Source organism: Paenibacillus sp. ALJ109b (assembly GCF_010747435.1).
Classification (GTDB): domain Bacteria; phylum Bacillota; class Bacilli; order Paenibacillales; family Paenibacillaceae; genus Paenibacillus; species Paenibacillus taichungensis.
Window position 1 is genome coordinate 1 of record NZ_JAAIFP010000045.1, and the last position, 16,984, is coordinate 16,984.

A 16,984-nucleotide genomic window follows, 5' to 3' on the forward strand; every position below is an offset into this window, starting at 1 on the left:
TTCGGGGATGAATCGGACTTTCGATCGCTATTGATTCCAGACTTTTCTGCTTCCCTTTCTCAAAAGGGAAAATCCGGAGACAAAGGCGAGCGCTTCGCTTCTTCAGTTCCAATTCCATCCCCTTCGCTACGTTTGCAGAGTCTCCGTATCTTTCGATCCCTATTGATTCCAGAATTCCGTTAGCCTGTCATGGTTGTCCTTACTTACTCATAGGATGAGAATAAGGATATGCACGGAAGGAATGATGTTAACTCATGTTTAGAGATGTTGTGCTGCCCCTACTGTATGGGCTTCTTATCTTTTTTGGCGGGATGAAGCTGATGGAAACAGCCTTACAGCGGATGGCCGGGCCCATGCTGGCTGGATGGCTGAGCCGGGCTACCTCTGCTCCCTGGAAAGGCATGGCTTTTAGCGCGGGCGCTACAGCCCTGCTGCAAAGCAGTACTGCCGTCACCGTACTAACCATTGGACTGGCGAACGCCAGATTAATTACCTACGGACGCACACTTGGCATTATTCTTGGCACCAACATCGGGACGTGCCTGACCACCGAGTTGGTCGGTCTGCAGATTGGGCGGGTTTCCCTGCCTCTGCTTGCCTTGTCTCTGACAGGCTGGGCCGTCTTTGTTGTGCTTGGTGAACGAAATCAGTTCGCTCCTGAACGCACACGCCGGACGCTCTTTACCATACAATACAGCTTTCTCGCGTCAGCCGGATTTGCCTTAGTCATGACAGGCATCCAAGTGATGCAATCCATTGCTGTACCCCTGCGAAGTATGGGTGTATTCCAGTGGTTTCTGGATCGCTCAGCCGACAGCTTGTGGTGGGGATTTCTGGCTGGTGCCTGTCTGACGGCGCTCATTCATAGCAGCGCAGCCGTCATTAGCATGGCCATTACGCTTGCAGCCACAGGCGTGCTGCCTGTGGAGATCGGCATCGCCATTGTGATCGGGTCGAACGTGGGGACCTGTATCACTGCCGTGATTGCAGCCGCTGGCGGAGCATCCGCAGGCAAATTTGTCGCAGCCTCCCATGTCGTATTAAACATAGCGGGGGCGCTGCTATTTATGCCGCTGATCGGCCAGCTGCATGCAGCTTCGGCCTGGCTATCAGCGGATAACGGGGCGCAGATTGCGCACGCCCAGACCCTTTTTAACGTCACCAGTTCACTGCTTGCCTTGCCGTTCTGTTACTTGCCGATTTGGCACAAAAAACCACCGGTCTCCACCCCAGTGGCGAAGTCACCCGTGGCCTGATGCTCAAAACGCTCTCAACAAACAGTAGCGATACGTCACTCAATAGAAAATAGCTATACGTTAATGCCTAATTTGCTCAGTGCCACACGTAAAATGTCATCGTTATTATCGTATCCACTTTGCTGCTGTCTGGACCAAGCTTCTTCTGGAGTGTACCAATCCACACCTTTGATTTCTTCAATCTGAGGCTGCAGGTCGCCACTTTCCGCTTCAACGAGATAATAATGAACTTCCTTGTCCACTGGACCAAACTCTGCATGCTGATACGTATAGGCGATGATATCGACGGGTTCTACTATTCGGCCAACCATGCCTGTCTCTTCCAGAATCTCACGTAGTGCAGTCTGTTCCACCGTTTCTCCATCTTCCATTTTGCCCTTGGCGAGAGTCGTTTTGCCGTAGCGATCTACAATCAGTTGAATTTGAAGCTTTCCGTCTTCTCCCGTGCGGTAGACGACTCCGCCTGCTGAAATTTCTTTTCTATTCATGTTGCTCTCCCCCATTACGGAATTGTCTTCATTTTTTTTGGAAAAAGAAGGACCTCATCTCCACGGGTACGCTCCCCAAGGAAATGAAATCCTTGTTTCTGACGCCTCGATTAAATCGCTGCGGACTTGAGATTTTCTTCCAACACACGAACCAGCGTAGCCTGGCTTTCATTCACACCCGCCTCGGTCACTTTGACACGGCATACTTTGCCGACCATATCCATGGAACCATCAAAGACCAGCTGAATGTAATTGTCACTGTAACCGTGCAGTTTACCACTGCCTTCACGGCCCTTGGCTTCACCTTCAGGAATGACATCCAGTACTTGCCCCACAAACTGTTTGGCGTATGCCAGTTGCATTTGCTCGGATAGATCAATCAGTTCATGCACGCGTGCATTTTTAACTTCCTCATCCACTTGATCCTCCATACGCGCTGCCGGTGTTCCGGTCCGCTTGGAATATGGGAATACGTGCATTTCGGAAAAACCGATTTTCTTCATCAGCTCGTAGCCGTTACGGAACATCTCATCCGTCTCACCCGGGAACCCAACAATAACGTCGGTTGTAATCGCTACATCCGGCATCGCTTCCCGAATGCGAAGCATTTTATTATAAAACTCTTCGGTCGTATATTTACGGCGCATACGTTTCAGTACGGTATCATCACCCGCTTGCAGCGGAATGTGGAAGTGGCGCACAAGTTTGTCTGAACGTTTGATCACATCCAGCATCCGATCATCAATCTGGCTGGCTTCGATCGAGCTGATCCGAATACGCTCCAGACCTTCCACTTTGTCCAAGTCCCATAGTAGATCCGTCAGATCGTAATTCTCCATGTCATCCCCGTATCCACCAGTATGAATGCCTGTCAGGACAATTTCCTTGTATCCGGCATGCACGAGTTGATGTGCCTGTTGAATGATGCTATTTGCTTCCCGGCTACGGGAAAGTCCACGTGACCACGGAATAATGCAGAACGTACAGAAGTTATTGCAGCCATCCTGAATTTTCAGAAATGCACGGGTACGATCGGCAAAATCCGGTACGTCCATCTCCTCAAACACCCGCGTTTTCATGATGTTGCGCACAGCATTGACGGGCTGACGAGATTCCTGAATTTCATTGACATATGGCAAGATTTTGTCCCGATCCTGTGTACCGATAACAAGATCCACACCAGGGATGTCCAAAATCTCTGCTGGAGAAGTTTGCGCGTAACAGCCTGTAACGGCTACAATCGCATCCGGGTTGCGCCGAATCGCACGACGGATAATCTGGCGGCTCTTTTTGTCGCCGGTATTGGTTACTGTACAAGTATTAATCAAGTATACATCCGCTGTCTGTTCGTCAAAGTCTACCTGATCGTATCCTTCATTTTTGAACAATTGCCAAATCGCCTCTGTATCATAAAAATTAACTTTGCAGCCTAAGGTGTAAAACGCCACGGATGGCATAATTACATTCCCCCCATTTCTCCGGATTCATATAAGACACAAGTTAGCGCCGCCATTCCGGCTGTCTCGGCCCGCAAGATGCGTTTGCCCAGTCCAACGGATACAGCACCCGCCTGATCGGCTTCAATCGTTTCCCTCTCCGAGAATCCGCCCTCAGGTCCAACAACGATCAACACTTCTGCACTCGCACCAGGTGCAAGCTGCTCCACAAACGGCTTCAATGCGTCTCTTAACTGCTTGCCGTTTTCCTTTTCATAACAATAACATACCAGACTGTAGCCCTCAAAAGAAGATAGCAGCCCTTTCCAGGAAAGTGGCTGCTCGACGGATGGAATGCGGTTCCGATGGCTTTGTTCAGCGGCTTCCTTGGCGATTTTCCGCCACCGCTCCAACCGTTTGCCTTCTTTCTTGGCATCATATTGCACAATCGTACGCTCAGACAGGAAAGGAACAAATGAAACCGCTCCGATCTCTGTACATCTTTGGATGACCGTCTCCATCTTATCGCCTTTTGGCAAGCTTTGAGCCACGGTTACACGTATCCGTGCTTCATGGTCCATTTCGAGAGATTCCACAATATTCGCTGTTACTTGCTGGGCTTCGATGCTTTCAATCTCCACCAAAGCTTCTTTGGAGTTTCCGTCACTGACAATCAGTTTATCTCCAGGTTTACCACGCATTACTTTGCCGATATGGCGCGCATCATCACCCGTGATAACCACGGAATGTTCATTAAACTGTTCTGCAGATACAAAATAACGCTGCATTAGTCTGTCCACCCATTCTATCCTGTTATGACTGGAATTCACCCCGACTCATGGCAGGCGTGAATCCAATCGCCACAGATGATCATACAACTTTTATGTCCTTCTGACCAGTATTTCAGTCCAAAAGCGCTCCTAATTCTTCCTCTTAAAATAGTTTCAAAATCAAATATGAAAAATCTACATACATATCATAAGCCAATTGGTATAACGGCTGAATCGTTGCTCTTTGCAACGGTGGGATTACAAGAATCAGCAGGAAAATAAATACGGACCATTGCTCAACTCCCTGCAGCTTGCGGCTAATTGAAGGGGGCAGTAAGTCCTCAAGAATTCGATAACCGTCCAGCGGCGGCAATGGAATAAGGTTAAACAAAAATAGGAAAAAGTTCGTCAGGTTAAACATGTAAAAGAAGGTCGAGATCGCCGTTAACAAACGCTCATTTTCAATACCACCCAGTGCTCCCGACCCAACCAGGGACGCATAGATGATCGTACCGATGATCGCAAGCAGCAAGTTGCTCAAAGGGCCTGCTACGGATACAATGACACCCATTAATCTCGGTTTGTCGAAGTTGGCCCGATTCACTGGAACAGGACGTGCCCAACCAAAACCGGCAATAAGGAGCAGCAACACACCAAACAAGTCAAAATGTACGACTGGATTCAGTGTAACCCGGCCCAGCAGCTTGGCTGTTGGATCGCCGAATTTGTTGGCAAAATAGGCATGAGAGAATTCATGCACCGTAAAAGCAATCAGGATCGTCAACAGGAAGAACGGCAGTTGATCCAGCGGATAACGAAAGAACGAGTTTAAGTCCATCAGTTACCTCTTTCTGGCCACAAACGCGATCCAGTCCTCATCGCGATGAACCGAACTTATTTCGAAGCCGGAAGCAACGAGCGCATCATGGACAAGCTGCTCTTTATTTTTCCAGATGCCTGAAGTAATATAAACGCCGCCAGACTCAAGCGCATGATAGACATCATCCACAAACAGCATAATAATCTCAGCCAAAATGTTGGCAACGATAACTTTCACGGGAAGCTTCACGCCCAGCGCAGGATCCTGACTGCCCAGAACAGACAGCAGATCACTCTCTTTCACCGTAATTTGTTGTCCCAGCCCATTCAGTTCCACATTTTCCTTGGCACTTGCTACCGCAACCGGATCGAGGTCCAGCGCGAGCACATGTTTTGCTCCAAGATGGACAGCTCCAATGGCCAAGATGCCAGAGCCTGTACCTACGTCAATGACTTCCTCGCCACCCTGAATGACCGATTCCAGTGTACGCAGACAAAGCGAAGTGGTTGGATGTGTTCCTGTACCAAACGCCATGCCTGGATCAAGCTCAATAATTTTCTCATTTGGGCTTTCCGGCGTATACTCTTCCCATGTCGGTTTAATGGTCAGACGTTCCGAGACACGTACCGGCTTGAAATATTGTTTCCAGGCATTCGCCCAGTCATTTTCATCCACTGTTCGCGTCTCAAAACGAACCTCGCCCGTTTGGATATCGAATTCGGAAAGTTGATCAATACGCGGACTTACTTCAGATTGCAATGCATCCATATCCGTACCTTCGGAGAAGTATCCTTTAATGACCGCAAAGCCTTCAGGAATATCATTCAATGGAAACTCGTACAACTCGCCATACGTTGTATCCCGCTTTTTATTTAAAGTACCGGACTCTTCAATTGAGACCCCTCCAGCACCCGCTTCATGTAAAAAATTCGAAATCATCTCCACAGCTTCTTCTGTGGTATGTATTGTTAGTTCATGCCATAACATACTTCGTTTTTCCTCCTCATTTTTCAAACATCCCAACCATTGTACTACACAAGCGAGCAGGAGTACAAAACCGCAGCAGTAAAAGAAACAACAAAAACAGGATACCCGCAGCCTGACTGCTCGAATACCCTGTTTTAATTATGACTACACTCGATTAACTTGTTAGCAAAAGCGTCCACCATTCTGGGTAATCATCTCTGCAGCTTGCGGGAGAGAGTCACTGGATACGGATACGGTCAGCAAGATTTCTTGCTTGGGCCTGCTTTCAGAGCCAGCATCCGGATCGTCATACACTTGTCCACCCGACAATACTTCGGTCTCGTCGCTAATGAGGGAAAGTACATTCAGCTCACCACTGAATCCCCCAATCACGGCCATGGTTGAGTTATCTGTGCTCTCAGCCGCTCCCCGATCCACTGAAGACGATGTGCCATTCAGACTCTCGATACTCAGTTGGTTTGGATGCAGCAATTCCAGAGCTCTGCGTGCAGATTCAGCCTCGGACCAGCTTGTAAACATCGCTTCGATAATCACTGCAGAGCGATCTTCAGTCATGAATCTCCCGACCCTGACGACGATCGGCCGCTTCACTGCGGCGCAAAGCCTCTATATCTTCATGATCCGCAGCTTCGGCACTGAATTCCACATCCTCATTTTTGGCGGACTGCATTCGCTTCATCTTTTCGGTTTTCGTCAAAATCTTGCCTGGACGTTCATGTTCTGCCATCGTTATGTTCCTCCTTCAAATTGTATAAGTTCAACTAAAGAGTATTTACACTGACACTCCGATGACAGAACAACCTTCCGATCGCTGTTATCCCCAGATTTTTTTGATTCCCTTTCTTAAAGGGGAAAATCCAGGGATAGCGTATGCTTCCGAAGTAGCTTTCTTGCGAAAGCTTTCAGGCGAACGCTTCGCTTCTCCAGGTTTTTTCTGTCCTCTCCGTTAACATGTAAATGTTTAAGTTGAAACTTATATAGATGCTCAGTGAATAGAAATTAATTGAAAACCTAAATCATACCGCCGGCTTGTTCGATAATCGATAGGGCACGGTGATGTACTGCCTCGTCAACAACGACGGTCAGTAATACATCTCTGCCTGTCGGACCCTCTTGTCCTCCATCGCTCATACCGCTCGCAGAAGGATCTGCTGCCGCCATGATTCCCGCGCTGGCATTTGTGCCTAGAGCACCTGGTACCCAGGAAGAAAAACTGCCGGATACGCCTGGTGTATAGGATGCTCCGCTTGGCCCGACACCCGCATAACGACTGAATCGATTGATAGACAGGTCTTCCACTCGTAATGCCTCCAGTTTTTTGGCTGCCCCTTCCGCTTGCTCCGGGCTATGGAAATAAGCCAAAATATTTTTTTCGGTCATCCGGTTCACCTGCTTCCCTAGTTTCGGCACATCAGTAAACCACTGAATGCTCATGTCTGGTATCTTTCCGCAAGCGCGCCCATATTATGCAAAAAAGGACACCCTGCGGAAAAACCGCTGTGGTGTCCTTTTAAATTAATGATTAAGACTCAGTCTCCACGGAAAGCCCGTTTCACCCGGTCAAAGAAGGATTGCTCATGCTCATGAGTTTGTTCTCCATCCAGCGCAGCGATTTGGCGAAGCAGATCTTTCTGCTCGTCATTCAGCTTGCTAGGCGTAACTACAACGACTTTCACATGCTGATCCCCTTGCCCCATACCGCGCAGGCGTGGTACGCCTTTGCCTTTGAGACGGAAGTACGTTCCTGTCTGTGTACCGGCAGGTACTTTGAGCTTCACTTTCTCGGACAGCGTTGGAATTTCAATCTCATCTCCCAATGCGGCCTGAGCAAAAGTGAGCGGAATTTCGCAATAGATATCATCGCCTTCACGCTCGAAGAAATCATGTGATTTCACACGGATGACAATATACAGATCTCCTGCTGGTCCTCCGCGAAGACCACCTTCACCTTCACCAGTCATACGCAATTGAGCGCCGTCATCTACACCCGCTGGAATGCGAACATGAATTTTGCGTTGTTTGCGTACTTTACCGCTGCCGCTGCACGTTGTACATTTTTCCTTGATAATTTGTCCAGAACCATTACAGTTCGAACACGCACGACGGTTGACCATACGGCCAAACGGTGTATTTTGAACCACTTCCTGTTGACCGCTACCTTGGCAGACGGAACAGGTTTCTGGTTTAGTTCCTGGTTTCGCACCTGAGCCATGACAAGTATCACAGCCTTCGGTACGAGGAATGGTAATGTCGGTTTCCTTACCAAATACCGCTTCCTTGAACTCAATCGTCATGGTATATTGCAGATCGTTCCCCCGTTGCGGAGCATTTGGATCACGTCGTCCACCGCCACCGCCAAAGAACATATCGAAGATGTCGCCAAAGCCGCCGCCGCCAAAATCGCCACCGCCGCCGAATCCGCCCTGATTTGGATCAATATGACCATATTGATCATACTGTGCCCGCTTCTGGCCGTCACTGACTACATCATAAGCTTCTTTAACTTCCTTAAACTTGGCTTCCGCGTCAGCAGCCTTGTTTACGTCAGGGTGATACTGACGGGCAAGCTTGCGGTATGCCTTTTTGATTTCCTCGTCGCTGGCATTTTTGCCGATGCCGAGTACCTCATAATAATCACGTTTTTCAGCCACTCTTCCACCCCCATATCATTCACCATATCGCACATCGTGACAAAAGGAAAGCCAAAGCACGGGAGCCCCGGCTATGACTTTCCCTTCGATCCGAACGTCACCGATGATTAATTCACAAGAAATCGTGAATTAGTTTTGTTTTTTATCTTCATCCACAACTTCGTAATCAGCGTCTACGACGTTGTCACGTTTTGCAGAACCCTGTTGCTCTTCAGCACCTTGAGCTGCTTGCTCTTGAGCTTGTGCTTGCTCATACAGTTTTACAGACAGTTGTTGAACGATCTCTGTCAGTTCTTCTGTAGCGGCTTTGATGTCTTCCAGATTGTCGGAAGCCAGAACGCCTTGCAGTTTTTCTTTTGCAGCATTCGCTTTTTCAACTTCACCAGCGTCAGCTTTTTCGCCAAGATCTTTGATCGTTTTGTCAACAGAGTAGATCAGTTGATCTGCGCTGTTTTTCGCTTCAACGAGTTCTTTGCGTTTTTTATCTTCTTCCGCATGCAACTCAGCATCTTTCATCATTTGTTCAACTTCAGCATCGCTCAGACCGCTGGAAGAAGTGATGGTGATTTTTTGAGTTTTATTTGTACCTTTGTCTGTTGCAGATACGTTAACGATACCGTTGGCATCAATATCGAAGCTAACTTCGATTTGTGGAACGCCACGTGGAGCTGGAGGAATATCTCCCAGCATGAAGCGACCGAGGGATTTGTTACCCGCTGCCATCTCACGCTCCCCTTGCAGAACATGAATCTCAACGCTTGGTTGGTTGTCTGCATAAGTGGAGAATACTTGGGATTTGCTTGTAGGGATCGTTGTGTTGCGCTCGATCATTTTAGTGAATACGCCACCCGCAGTTTCAATACCCAGGGACAATGGAGTTACGTCAAGCAATACAACGTCTTTCACGTCACCTGTCAGTACGCCCGCTTGTACAGCAGCACCCAAAGCTACAACTTCATCCGGGTTAACACCTTTGTGAGGATCTTTACCTGTCAGTTTTTTGATTGCTTCCTGTACTGCAGGAATACGTGTGGAACCACCAACCAATACGATTTTGTCGATATCGTTAGCTGTCATTCCAGCATCGCTCAGTGCACGACGAGTTGGTTCAAGCGTACGCTCAACCAGACCAGCAGAGATTTCTTCGAATTTCGCACGGCTAAGGTTCAACTCCAAATGTTGAGGAACGCCATCAGCCACAGTAATGAACGGCAGGGAAATAGTTGTAGTCAATACGCCGGAAAGTTCTTTTTTCGCTTTTTCCGCTGCATCTTTCAAACGTTGAACTGCTGCTTTATCTTTACTCAAGTCAATGCCTTGATCTTTTTTGAACTCACTTACGAGATAATCAATGATTACTTGGTCGAAGTCATCGCCACCCAGTTGGTTATCACCACTAGTTGCTTTAACTTCAAAGAAGCCGTCACCCAGTTCAAGGATGGATACGTCGAATGTACCGCCACCCAAGTCATATACGAGAATCGTTTGGTCTTCGGATTTCTCCATACCGTATGCCAAAGCTGCTGCTGTTGGCTCGTTGACGATACGCAGAACTTCCAGACCTGCGATTTTACCTGCATCCTTTGTTGCTTGACGCTGGCTGTCATTGAAGTAGGCTGGTACTGTGATAACCGCTTGAGTTACCGTTTGACCCAGATAAGCTTCAGCATCAGATTTCAGTTTTTGCAAGATGATTGCAGAGATCTCTTGTGGAGAGTAGTCTTTGCTATCGATTGTTTCTTTGTGGGATGTACCCATATGACGTTTGATTGAGATGATCGTACGATCCGGATTTGTGATCGCTTGACGTTTAGCCGTTTCACCGACAACGCGTTCTCCATCTTTTTTGAAACCCACTACGGATGGGGTTGTACGTGCGCCTTCCGGATTTGGAATAACGACAGCCTCGCCGCCTTCCATAACCGCTACGCATGAGTTTGTTGTTCCTAAGTCAATACCGATTACTTTGCTCATCGGAAAATTTCCTCCCTCGACAATTTAAATGGATCAGATTGATCCTTATTTGTATTTGTTGTTCCTAATCATGCTCTATGTGTGTACTAACCTTTATATTAAACTTCGGTGGCATCGTACAATCAAGAGTGAACTCAATTCATTCTGTAATAGAAATTATGAGCTAACTTTGACCATAGCCGGACGAAGTACTTTATCCTTCAGCATGTAGCCTTTTTGGACTTCCTCGACAACGGTACCTTCTTCATACTCGTCGCTCTCCACTGACATAATCGCCTGGTGGAATTCAGGGTTAAACGGTTGTCCTACCGTATCCATTGACGTCAGACCTTCATTGTTCAGCACGGTCTCGAACTGACGGAAGATCATTTCGATGCCTTTGGAGAAGGACTCGACTTCAGTACCTTCCGGTACAGTAGCCATGGCACGCTCGAAGTTATCAATGACAGGCACCAGTTCGGTGACCAGCTTCATCGAAGCGTATTTCGCCAGTTCTTCTTTTTCTTTTTGTGTACGACGACGGAAGTTATCAAAATCAGCTTGCGCACGGACAAAACGCTGTTGATGTTCCTCAGCTTCCGCCTTCAAACGTGCGATCTCATCTTGCTCCTGATCTGTCATCTCTTCCGCCTGTGCTTCTGCAGCTCCGGCTTCGTTGACAGGCTCCTGTTCCGATGCTGTAGTTGCTTGTTGTTCCTGTTCTTCTGCTGCGAATGATTGCTCCTCTTTCAAGATGTTCACCTCCTTATAAGAATGAAATGCTTCATTCCCTTATTTGAAGCGATGCGTTAGCATGGCCGTCAAATCACGGGATAATGTATTTAAAATATGAATGACACGTGCGTAATCCATTCGCGTAGGTCCCAAAATTCCGATGGAGCCCAAAGCCTCTCCATCCAATGAATAGGATGCCGTTATCAGGCTGCAATTGGCGAAAGCTTCATGATCATTCTCGGTACCTATTCGCACCTGAATACCAGATCCACCCTGCACGGGCATCATCAATTTCATGAGTGTTGGTGTCTCATCTAGCAGGTCAAGAATATCTTTTACCTTTTCAATATCTTTAAACTCTGGCTGGGTCAACATATTGGTGGCACCACTAAGGAACAGACGATTGTCATGCTCGTTGTCAAAGGCACTGTTCAGCACCTGCATGACTTCCTCATAACGTGTAATATGCCGTTCCATCTCTTGCCCAAGCTCCGTATAAAGACGAGACTTTAATTTGTAAATTGGCACGCCAACCAGCTTGCTGTTTAATAAACGAACTACATTCTCCATCTCGGCGACCGAGATTTCTGGTGGAATCTGGACCGTCTTGTTCTCTACCTGACCTGTGTTGGTCACGATGATTGCCACAGCTTCACTTTCGTTCAGCGGAAGCAATTGGAAGTGACGAAGGGACGTATGGAATACTTCCGGTCCAAGCAGGATCGAAGTATAATTCGTCATATGTGACAAAATATTGGATGCATGCTGAATAACTTGCTCCATGACGTTCAGCTTTTCGGCGAAGAACGACTTCAGATCATCCAACTCTTGAGGCTCCACCTGATTCCAAGGAACCAAATGATCGACATAATATCGATATCCTTTATGGGATGGAATGCGTCCTGCCGATGTATGCGGTTGTTCCAGAAAACCCATATCTTCAAGGTCCGCCATTTCATTACGGATCGTCGCCGGACTGTATCCAACATCTCCCCTTTTGGAAATGCTCCGGGACCCTACGGGCTCAGCTGAACGGATATAGTCATCCACTATAGCGTTCAGAATCATTCGTTGACGCTCTGTTAACATGGTGAGTATTCCCTCCTTCTGACTGTACTGTCCCATGTCGTTAGCACTCCGGTTAGATGAGTGCTAAGCGGTAATACAAAAATACCAAAATGACGTGAGCATTGTCAAGTCAGTTTGATGAGTACGCTCATCTATTTATAGTATAGACCAATGTCTCCAAGACATAACAACTTTACTGTACAGCTCATGAATTAAAAAGAACCGCAGGTGAGATAGAGTATACTCGGCTCAATCCATACGGTTCATTCATTTATCAGGCTGAAATATTCAACTCTTTCAATACAGCAATCTCATCACAGCAATCCTGCTTACTGCAATGAACACAGTCGGTCCATACTTTCTCCGGGAAAATTTCCTTGTTCACAACAGCAAAACCGTTTTTGAGAAAAAAGGACACTTCATATGTCAATGCCATGACCTTGGGAATTTGCTGCTTCTCCGCTTCCTCTACCAGTCGGTCCAGCAATAGTGAGCCAATGCCCATGCCTTTGTGACCTTCGGAGATGCCGAGTGATCTGACTTCCACCAGATCATTTCCAAGACGGCAAAGAGATCCACAGCCTACAACCTGACCATTCACTTCTGCTACAACAAAGTGCTCCAGCTGACGTTGCAGTACTTCCCGTGAACGCGGAAGCATGATCCCACGCTCTGCATAGCCCTTAATCATTTCAAATAATGGTTCAACATCTTCCGGTACGGCTTTTCTGCATATGGCCGACATCCAGCTCTCCTCCTATAAGAAGCTTTCCAGAGGAAAGCCGACTTCGTAGTTGTATAAATTACACGCTCTGTAAAATCAATATGAATAAATATACAACAGAGCGTATAGAATTTCAAGCTACGAATTCAGCGATATAGACCCGATAAACTCGGCAAAAACGTCATTTCCGAACAGGATGCCCTGCTCACTAAGCCGGAAGCCGTCTGGCGTCTTCTCCAGCAGTCCTGCATTCAGCATTTTGCCCAAAGGCTTCGCAAACACTTCCTCCATAGGCTCCCCGAACTGATCGCTAAATCGCGAGGATGAAGCACCTTCCAGCATTCTCAACCCAACCATCAGATAATCTTCCATTGCCTCGGCGCGGCTGATCTCAAAATGATCGAGACGCGGCAGACCTCCTTTGGAAGCTTCAACATACGGGTTTATACCTTTTATATTCATATGGCGTTCGCGGCCTACATATCCATGCGCACCTGCACCGAGACCGTAATAATCCTCATTGCGCCAGTACGTGATATTATGACGGCTCTCGAAGCCGGGTTTGGCAAAGTTACTGATCTCGTATTGTCCGTAACCTGCTTCTTTCATACGCTTCATTAATAGAAGATACATTTGCAACTCGTCGTCTTCATGAGGAAGCGGTAGCTGGTTCTTCTGATACAACGTATGGAAAAGAGTATTCTCTTCCACCTTCAGACTGTAAATGGAGTAATGGGGCAAATCCAGCTCCAGCGCTTTATCGATACTCTCGTTCAGCATCTCGACGGTCTGGTTTGGCAAACCAAACATCAGGTCAATGGACAAGTTATGCAATCCAGCTGCTCGGGCATTTTCCAAACTGCGGTATACATCATCTGTATTATGAATCCGGCCAATACCTGTCAACAGATCATTTTGAAAAGCCTGTACTCCAAAGCTGACGCGGTTCACTCCGCCTTCTTTCATAACTGCGAGCTTCTCTGCATCGGTCGTGCCCGGGTTAGCTTCCATTGAAAACTCAATATCGTCTGCCCAATTCGGGAAATAGGTTTTAACGGACTTCAGGAATACGGCCATCTCATCCGGTTTCAGTGCAGTCGGCGTGCCGCCGCCCACAAATATAGTTTTGATTTCTCCCGGCGGATTCGCTTTAACCGTATGTTCCATCTCCCGTTCCAGCGCTTCTAGGTACTGCATAACAGGCTGGTCCTTCAATACATAGGAGTTAAAATCGCAATAGAAACATTTATTTGTGCAAAAGGGAATGTGAAGATACACCGCTTGGGGTGCACCTGTTTTCCGGCTGTGTGCTGCCAATGTCATGGCAAGTCCCCCTCTATTTGAAAAAAGGAAAGCCATCCGGCTTCCCTTTCAGCTTGGTTTATTGGTTATTCTGTGCTGTACGTCAAAAATCCGTTCATCCTTTCATACACAAATTATTGATGTACCGAAAGGGTTCACGTGACGTTTGCAAGCAAACGTCTTTTTAAACGCATTCTCCGATACACAAAATTTGATGTACTCGAAGATTGCGTTCTTAGTCATCAATTTTCAGCACCGCCATAAACGCTTCCTGCGGCACCTCTACGTTACCAACCTGCTTCATCCGCTTCTTACCTTCCTTCTGCTTCTCAAGCAGTTTCCGTTTCCGCGAGATGTCACCGCCATAACACTTGGCAAGTACGTTTTTACGCATTGCTTTTACCGTTTCACGAGCTACAACTTTGGTTCCCACAGATGCCTGGATCGGCACCTCGAACATTTGCCGTGGAATCAGCTCGCGCAGCTTCTCACAGATAATGCGTCCGCGGTTATACGCACGGTCACGGTGAACGATGAAGGACAAGGCATCGACTTGCTCACCATTAAGCAAGATATCCATTTTCGCCAGATTAGACTGACGATAACCGGACAGCTCATAGTCGAAGGATGCATATCCTTTGGTGCTTGATTTCAACTGATCGAAGAAGTCATATACAATCTCGGACAACGGGATCTCATACGTAATGGTAACCCGAGTTGTGTCCAAATATTCCATATTCACATATTCACCGCGTTTATTCTGACAAAGCTCCATGATGGTACCTACATAATCATTCGGTACGATAATCGAAGCTTTAACATACGGTTCTTCAACATAATCAATTCTTCCCACCTCAGGATAGTTGGATGGGTTGTCAATCTGCATAACTTCACCATTGGTCAACGTCACGTGGTAAATTACGCTTGGTGCAGTCGTTATCAATGGAATGTTGAACTCACGTTCAATCCGCTCCTGGATAACATCCATATGAAGCAGTCCAAGGAATCCGCAACGGAATCCAAAACCGAGTGCACTGGAAGTCTCCGGCTCAAAGCTGAGCGATGCATCGTTCAACTGCAATTTCTCCAACGCTTCACGCAGGTCAACATAATCCGATGTTTCAATCGGATAGAGACCGCAGTATACCATTGGATTAATTTTGCGATAACCCGGCAAAGGTTCAGGTGTTGGATTTTTGGCCTCTGTCACCGTATCCCCGACTTGTGTATCACCTACATGCCGGATACCTGCAACGATAAATCCAACATCACCGACGTTCAGCTCGTCCACTATAGTCATGCGAGGTTTGAACGCTCCAACTTCAATGACTTCAAACGTTTTGCCTGTTGCCATCATTTTGATTTTGGAACCTGATTTGATTTTGCCGTCTACAACACGTACGTAAACAATTACGCCTTTGTACGGGTCATAGTGAGAGTCAAAAATCAGCGCTTTCAAAGGCTGGTCAGGATCACCTTGTGGAGCTGGAACACTTTGAACTACTTGCTCCAGAATCTCTTTGATACCGATACCCGCCTTGGCTGAAGCCAAAACTGCATTGCTTGTATCCAATCCAATGACATCTTCCACTTCCTGTTTAACCCGATCCGGATCAGCACTTGGAAGGTCAATCTTGTTAATTACCGGTAAAATTTCAAGATCATTATCTAATGCCAGGTACACGTTAGCCAGTGTCTGGGCTTCAATACCCTGAGCCGCATCCACAACCAGCAAAGCACCTTCGCATGCAGCAAGGCTGCGTGATACTTCATATGTGAAGTCTACGTGTCCAGGCGTATCAATCAGATTCAACAGATACTCTTCGCCGTCATCGGCTTTGTAAGTTAGCGCTACCGCCTGCAGCTTGATCGTAATTCCACGTTCGCGTTCAAGATCCATTTGGTCCAATACTTGTTCTTGCATTTCACGTGTAGTTAGCGCACCTGTGTACTCCAAGATCCGGTCCGCAAGTGTTGATTTGCCGTGATCTATATGTGCAATGATTGAAAAGTTACGAATTTTACGTTGTCTTGCCCGAATGTCAGTCATTCCTTACCCCCAGAAACAGCCTAGTGTCAATCACTTCATTATAACAGTTGATGCAGGGTGCATCAATCCCGCGTTGCCTCAACTTTATAATTATCGTCACAATTGCGAACTCCCAAGGGTATATTTTGCCTATGTTTCATAGCCTTTTATTCAGCGACTCCGCTAAATAAGGATACTACCCACTTCATTCCGTTATGGGACAGATTTTGAAGAAGACCTGCCGTTTTGTCAGCCAGCACGTCGACCGGCGCTTTGCTCTGCTCTGCGCCAAGCACCTGACTCGGTGACAGAACAGGTACTGCTGGAGGTTCTTTAACCTCCTGTTGTACGGACGTGGTCGGAACAGACTCGGCAACCGGTGACACCGGCTCAGTTTTCACCACTGCAGGGTTGCCGGTCGAATCATCGCCCCTATTAAAGCTGCTGCCTGCCAGCTGCATTCCAAACAGAACACCCAGCAACATTAATACACAGATGGAAAACAATCTTTTGCCGAATCTGGACACATTCCTCGCCTCCTGTTATATCTTCGATTCTTCTATTCTTCCATATCAGGAATACTAGCCATTAGCCACCTTGTGACGTCTTTTCCACACTCGCTTTGTCCACCTTCTGATCGTCCCAATACACCTCTGCAATCATGTCAGCGAGTACTTTGGATGTTCGCTCCAGTTCAGCCGCTGTATTGTCGATGCCACCAATCTCAATCAATATGCTGTTGGGAGAAAGGGTCTGGTTATATTC

The 16,984-nt window shown here is 47.3% G+C and carries 18 protein-coding genes; 1 reads left to right on the forward strand and 17 read right to left on the reverse strand.

Features of this window, described 5'->3' with window-relative positions; genetic code table 11:
- Nucleotides 1–254 precede the first annotated feature (254 nt).
- Nucleotides 255–1,256 carry a Na/Pi cotransporter family protein gene (locus G3352_RS30650; RefSeq protein WP_163761698.1) on the forward strand — a complete coding sequence of 334 codons (1,002 nt, stop codon included), beginning with the start codon at nucleotides 255–257 and terminating at the stop codon, nucleotides 1,254–1,256.
- Nucleotides 1,257–1,309: 53 nt separating this feature from the next.
- On the opposite strand, the gene G3352_RS30655 is transcribed toward G3352_RS30650, so the two are convergent.
- The 17 genes from G3352_RS30655 to G3352_RS30735 all read right to left on the reverse strand — a co-directional run.
- On the reverse strand, nucleotides 1,310–1,744 hold the full coding sequence (locus G3352_RS30655; RefSeq protein ID WP_163761699.1) for an NUDIX hydrolase: 435 nt from the start codon (nucleotides 1,742–1,744) through the stop codon (nucleotides 1,310–1,312).
- Between the two features lie 110 nt (nucleotides 1,745–1,854).
- On the reverse strand, nucleotides 1,855–3,201 hold the full coding sequence (gene mtaB / locus G3352_RS30660; RefSeq protein ID WP_163761700.1) for a tRNA (N(6)-L-threonylcarbamoyladenosine(37)-C(2))-methylthiotransferase MtaB: 1,347 nt from the start codon (nucleotides 3,199–3,201) through the stop codon (nucleotides 1,855–1,857).
- A gap of 2 nt (nucleotides 3,202–3,203) precedes the next feature.
- Nucleotides 3,204–3,968, reverse strand: a complete 765-nt coding sequence (locus G3352_RS30665) for a 16S rRNA (uracil(1498)-N(3))-methyltransferase (RefSeq protein ID WP_163761701.1) — start codon at nucleotides 3,966–3,968, stop codon at nucleotides 3,204–3,206.
- 145 nt (nucleotides 3,969–4,113) lie between these two features.
- A complete protein-coding gene (locus tag G3352_RS30670; protein ID WP_053781283.1) occupies nucleotides 4,114–4,788 on the reverse strand; it encodes a site-2 protease family protein in 675 nt (224 codons plus the stop codon).
- Between the two features lie 3 nt (nucleotides 4,789–4,791).
- On the reverse strand, nucleotides 4,792–5,757 hold the full coding sequence (prmA, locus tag G3352_RS30675; protein ID WP_163761702.1) for a 50S ribosomal protein L11 methyltransferase: 966 nt from the start codon (nucleotides 5,755–5,757) through the stop codon (nucleotides 4,792–4,794).
- 162 nt (nucleotides 5,758–5,919) lie between these two features.
- A complete protein-coding gene (locus tag G3352_RS30680) occupies nucleotides 5,920–6,312 on the reverse strand; it encodes a hypothetical protein (protein ID WP_163761703.1) in 393 nt (130 codons plus the stop codon).
- Nucleotides 6,305–6,484 (reverse strand): YfhD family protein, encoded by a 180-nt coding sequence (locus G3352_RS30685; protein WP_024628492.1) that lies wholly within the window; start codon nucleotides 6,482–6,484, stop codon nucleotides 6,305–6,307. The genes G3352_RS30680 and G3352_RS30685 overlap by 8 nt, the downstream gene beginning before the upstream one ends.
- A gap of 284 nt (nucleotides 6,485–6,768) precedes the next feature.
- Complete coding sequence (locus tag G3352_RS30690) at nucleotides 6,769–7,137, reverse strand: hypothetical protein (RefSeq protein ID WP_063567301.1); 369 nt, start codon at nucleotides 7,135–7,137, stop codon at nucleotides 6,769–6,771.
- A gap of 149 nt (nucleotides 7,138–7,286) precedes the next feature.
- On the reverse strand, nucleotides 7,287–8,408 hold the full coding sequence (dnaJ, locus tag G3352_RS30695) for a molecular chaperone DnaJ (protein ID WP_163761704.1): 1,122 nt from the start codon (nucleotides 8,406–8,408) through the stop codon (nucleotides 7,287–7,289).
- Nucleotides 8,409–8,537: 129 nt separating this feature from the next.
- Nucleotides 8,538–10,382, reverse strand: coding sequence for a molecular chaperone DnaK (gene dnaK / locus G3352_RS30700; protein ID WP_063567289.1), 1,845 nt, complete (start codon nucleotides 10,380–10,382; stop codon nucleotides 8,538–8,540).
- Nucleotides 10,383–10,538: 156 nt separating this feature from the next.
- Nucleotides 10,539–11,114 carry a nucleotide exchange factor GrpE gene (gene grpE / locus G3352_RS30705; protein WP_163761705.1) on the reverse strand — a complete coding sequence of 192 codons (576 nt, stop codon included), beginning with the start codon at nucleotides 11,112–11,114 and terminating at the stop codon, nucleotides 10,539–10,541.
- A 39-nt stretch (nucleotides 11,115–11,153) separates the two neighbouring features.
- The gene (gene hrcA / locus G3352_RS30710; RefSeq protein ID WP_163761706.1) at nucleotides 11,154–12,185 is read right to left on the reverse strand and encodes a heat-inducible transcriptional repressor HrcA; all 1,032 of its coding nucleotides are present in this window, start codon (nucleotides 12,183–12,185) and stop codon (nucleotides 11,154–11,156) included.
- A 253-nt stretch (nucleotides 12,186–12,438) separates the two neighbouring features.
- Nucleotides 12,439–12,909, reverse strand: a complete 471-nt coding sequence (locus G3352_RS30715; RefSeq protein ID WP_063567287.1) for an N-acetyltransferase — start codon at nucleotides 12,907–12,909, stop codon at nucleotides 12,439–12,441.
- A gap of 117 nt (nucleotides 12,910–13,026) precedes the next feature.
- A complete protein-coding gene (gene hemW / locus G3352_RS30720; RefSeq protein WP_024628499.1) occupies nucleotides 13,027–14,211 on the reverse strand; it encodes a radical SAM family heme chaperone HemW in 1,185 nt (394 codons plus the stop codon).
- 214 nt (nucleotides 14,212–14,425) lie between these two features.
- Nucleotides 14,426–16,240 carry a translation elongation factor 4 gene (gene lepA / locus G3352_RS30725; protein WP_163761707.1) on the reverse strand — a complete coding sequence of 605 codons (1,815 nt, stop codon included), beginning with the start codon at nucleotides 16,238–16,240 and terminating at the stop codon, nucleotides 14,426–14,428.
- Between the two features lie 146 nt (nucleotides 16,241–16,386).
- Nucleotides 16,387–16,746 carry a hypothetical protein gene (locus G3352_RS30730; RefSeq protein ID WP_163761708.1) on the reverse strand — a complete coding sequence of 120 codons (360 nt, stop codon included), beginning with the start codon at nucleotides 16,744–16,746 and terminating at the stop codon, nucleotides 16,387–16,389.
- Between the two features lie 61 nt (nucleotides 16,747–16,807).
- Nucleotides 16,808–16,984: stage II sporulation protein P (locus tag G3352_RS30735; RefSeq protein ID WP_205525144.1), on the reverse strand; the 177-nt coding region annotated here is incomplete at its 5' end.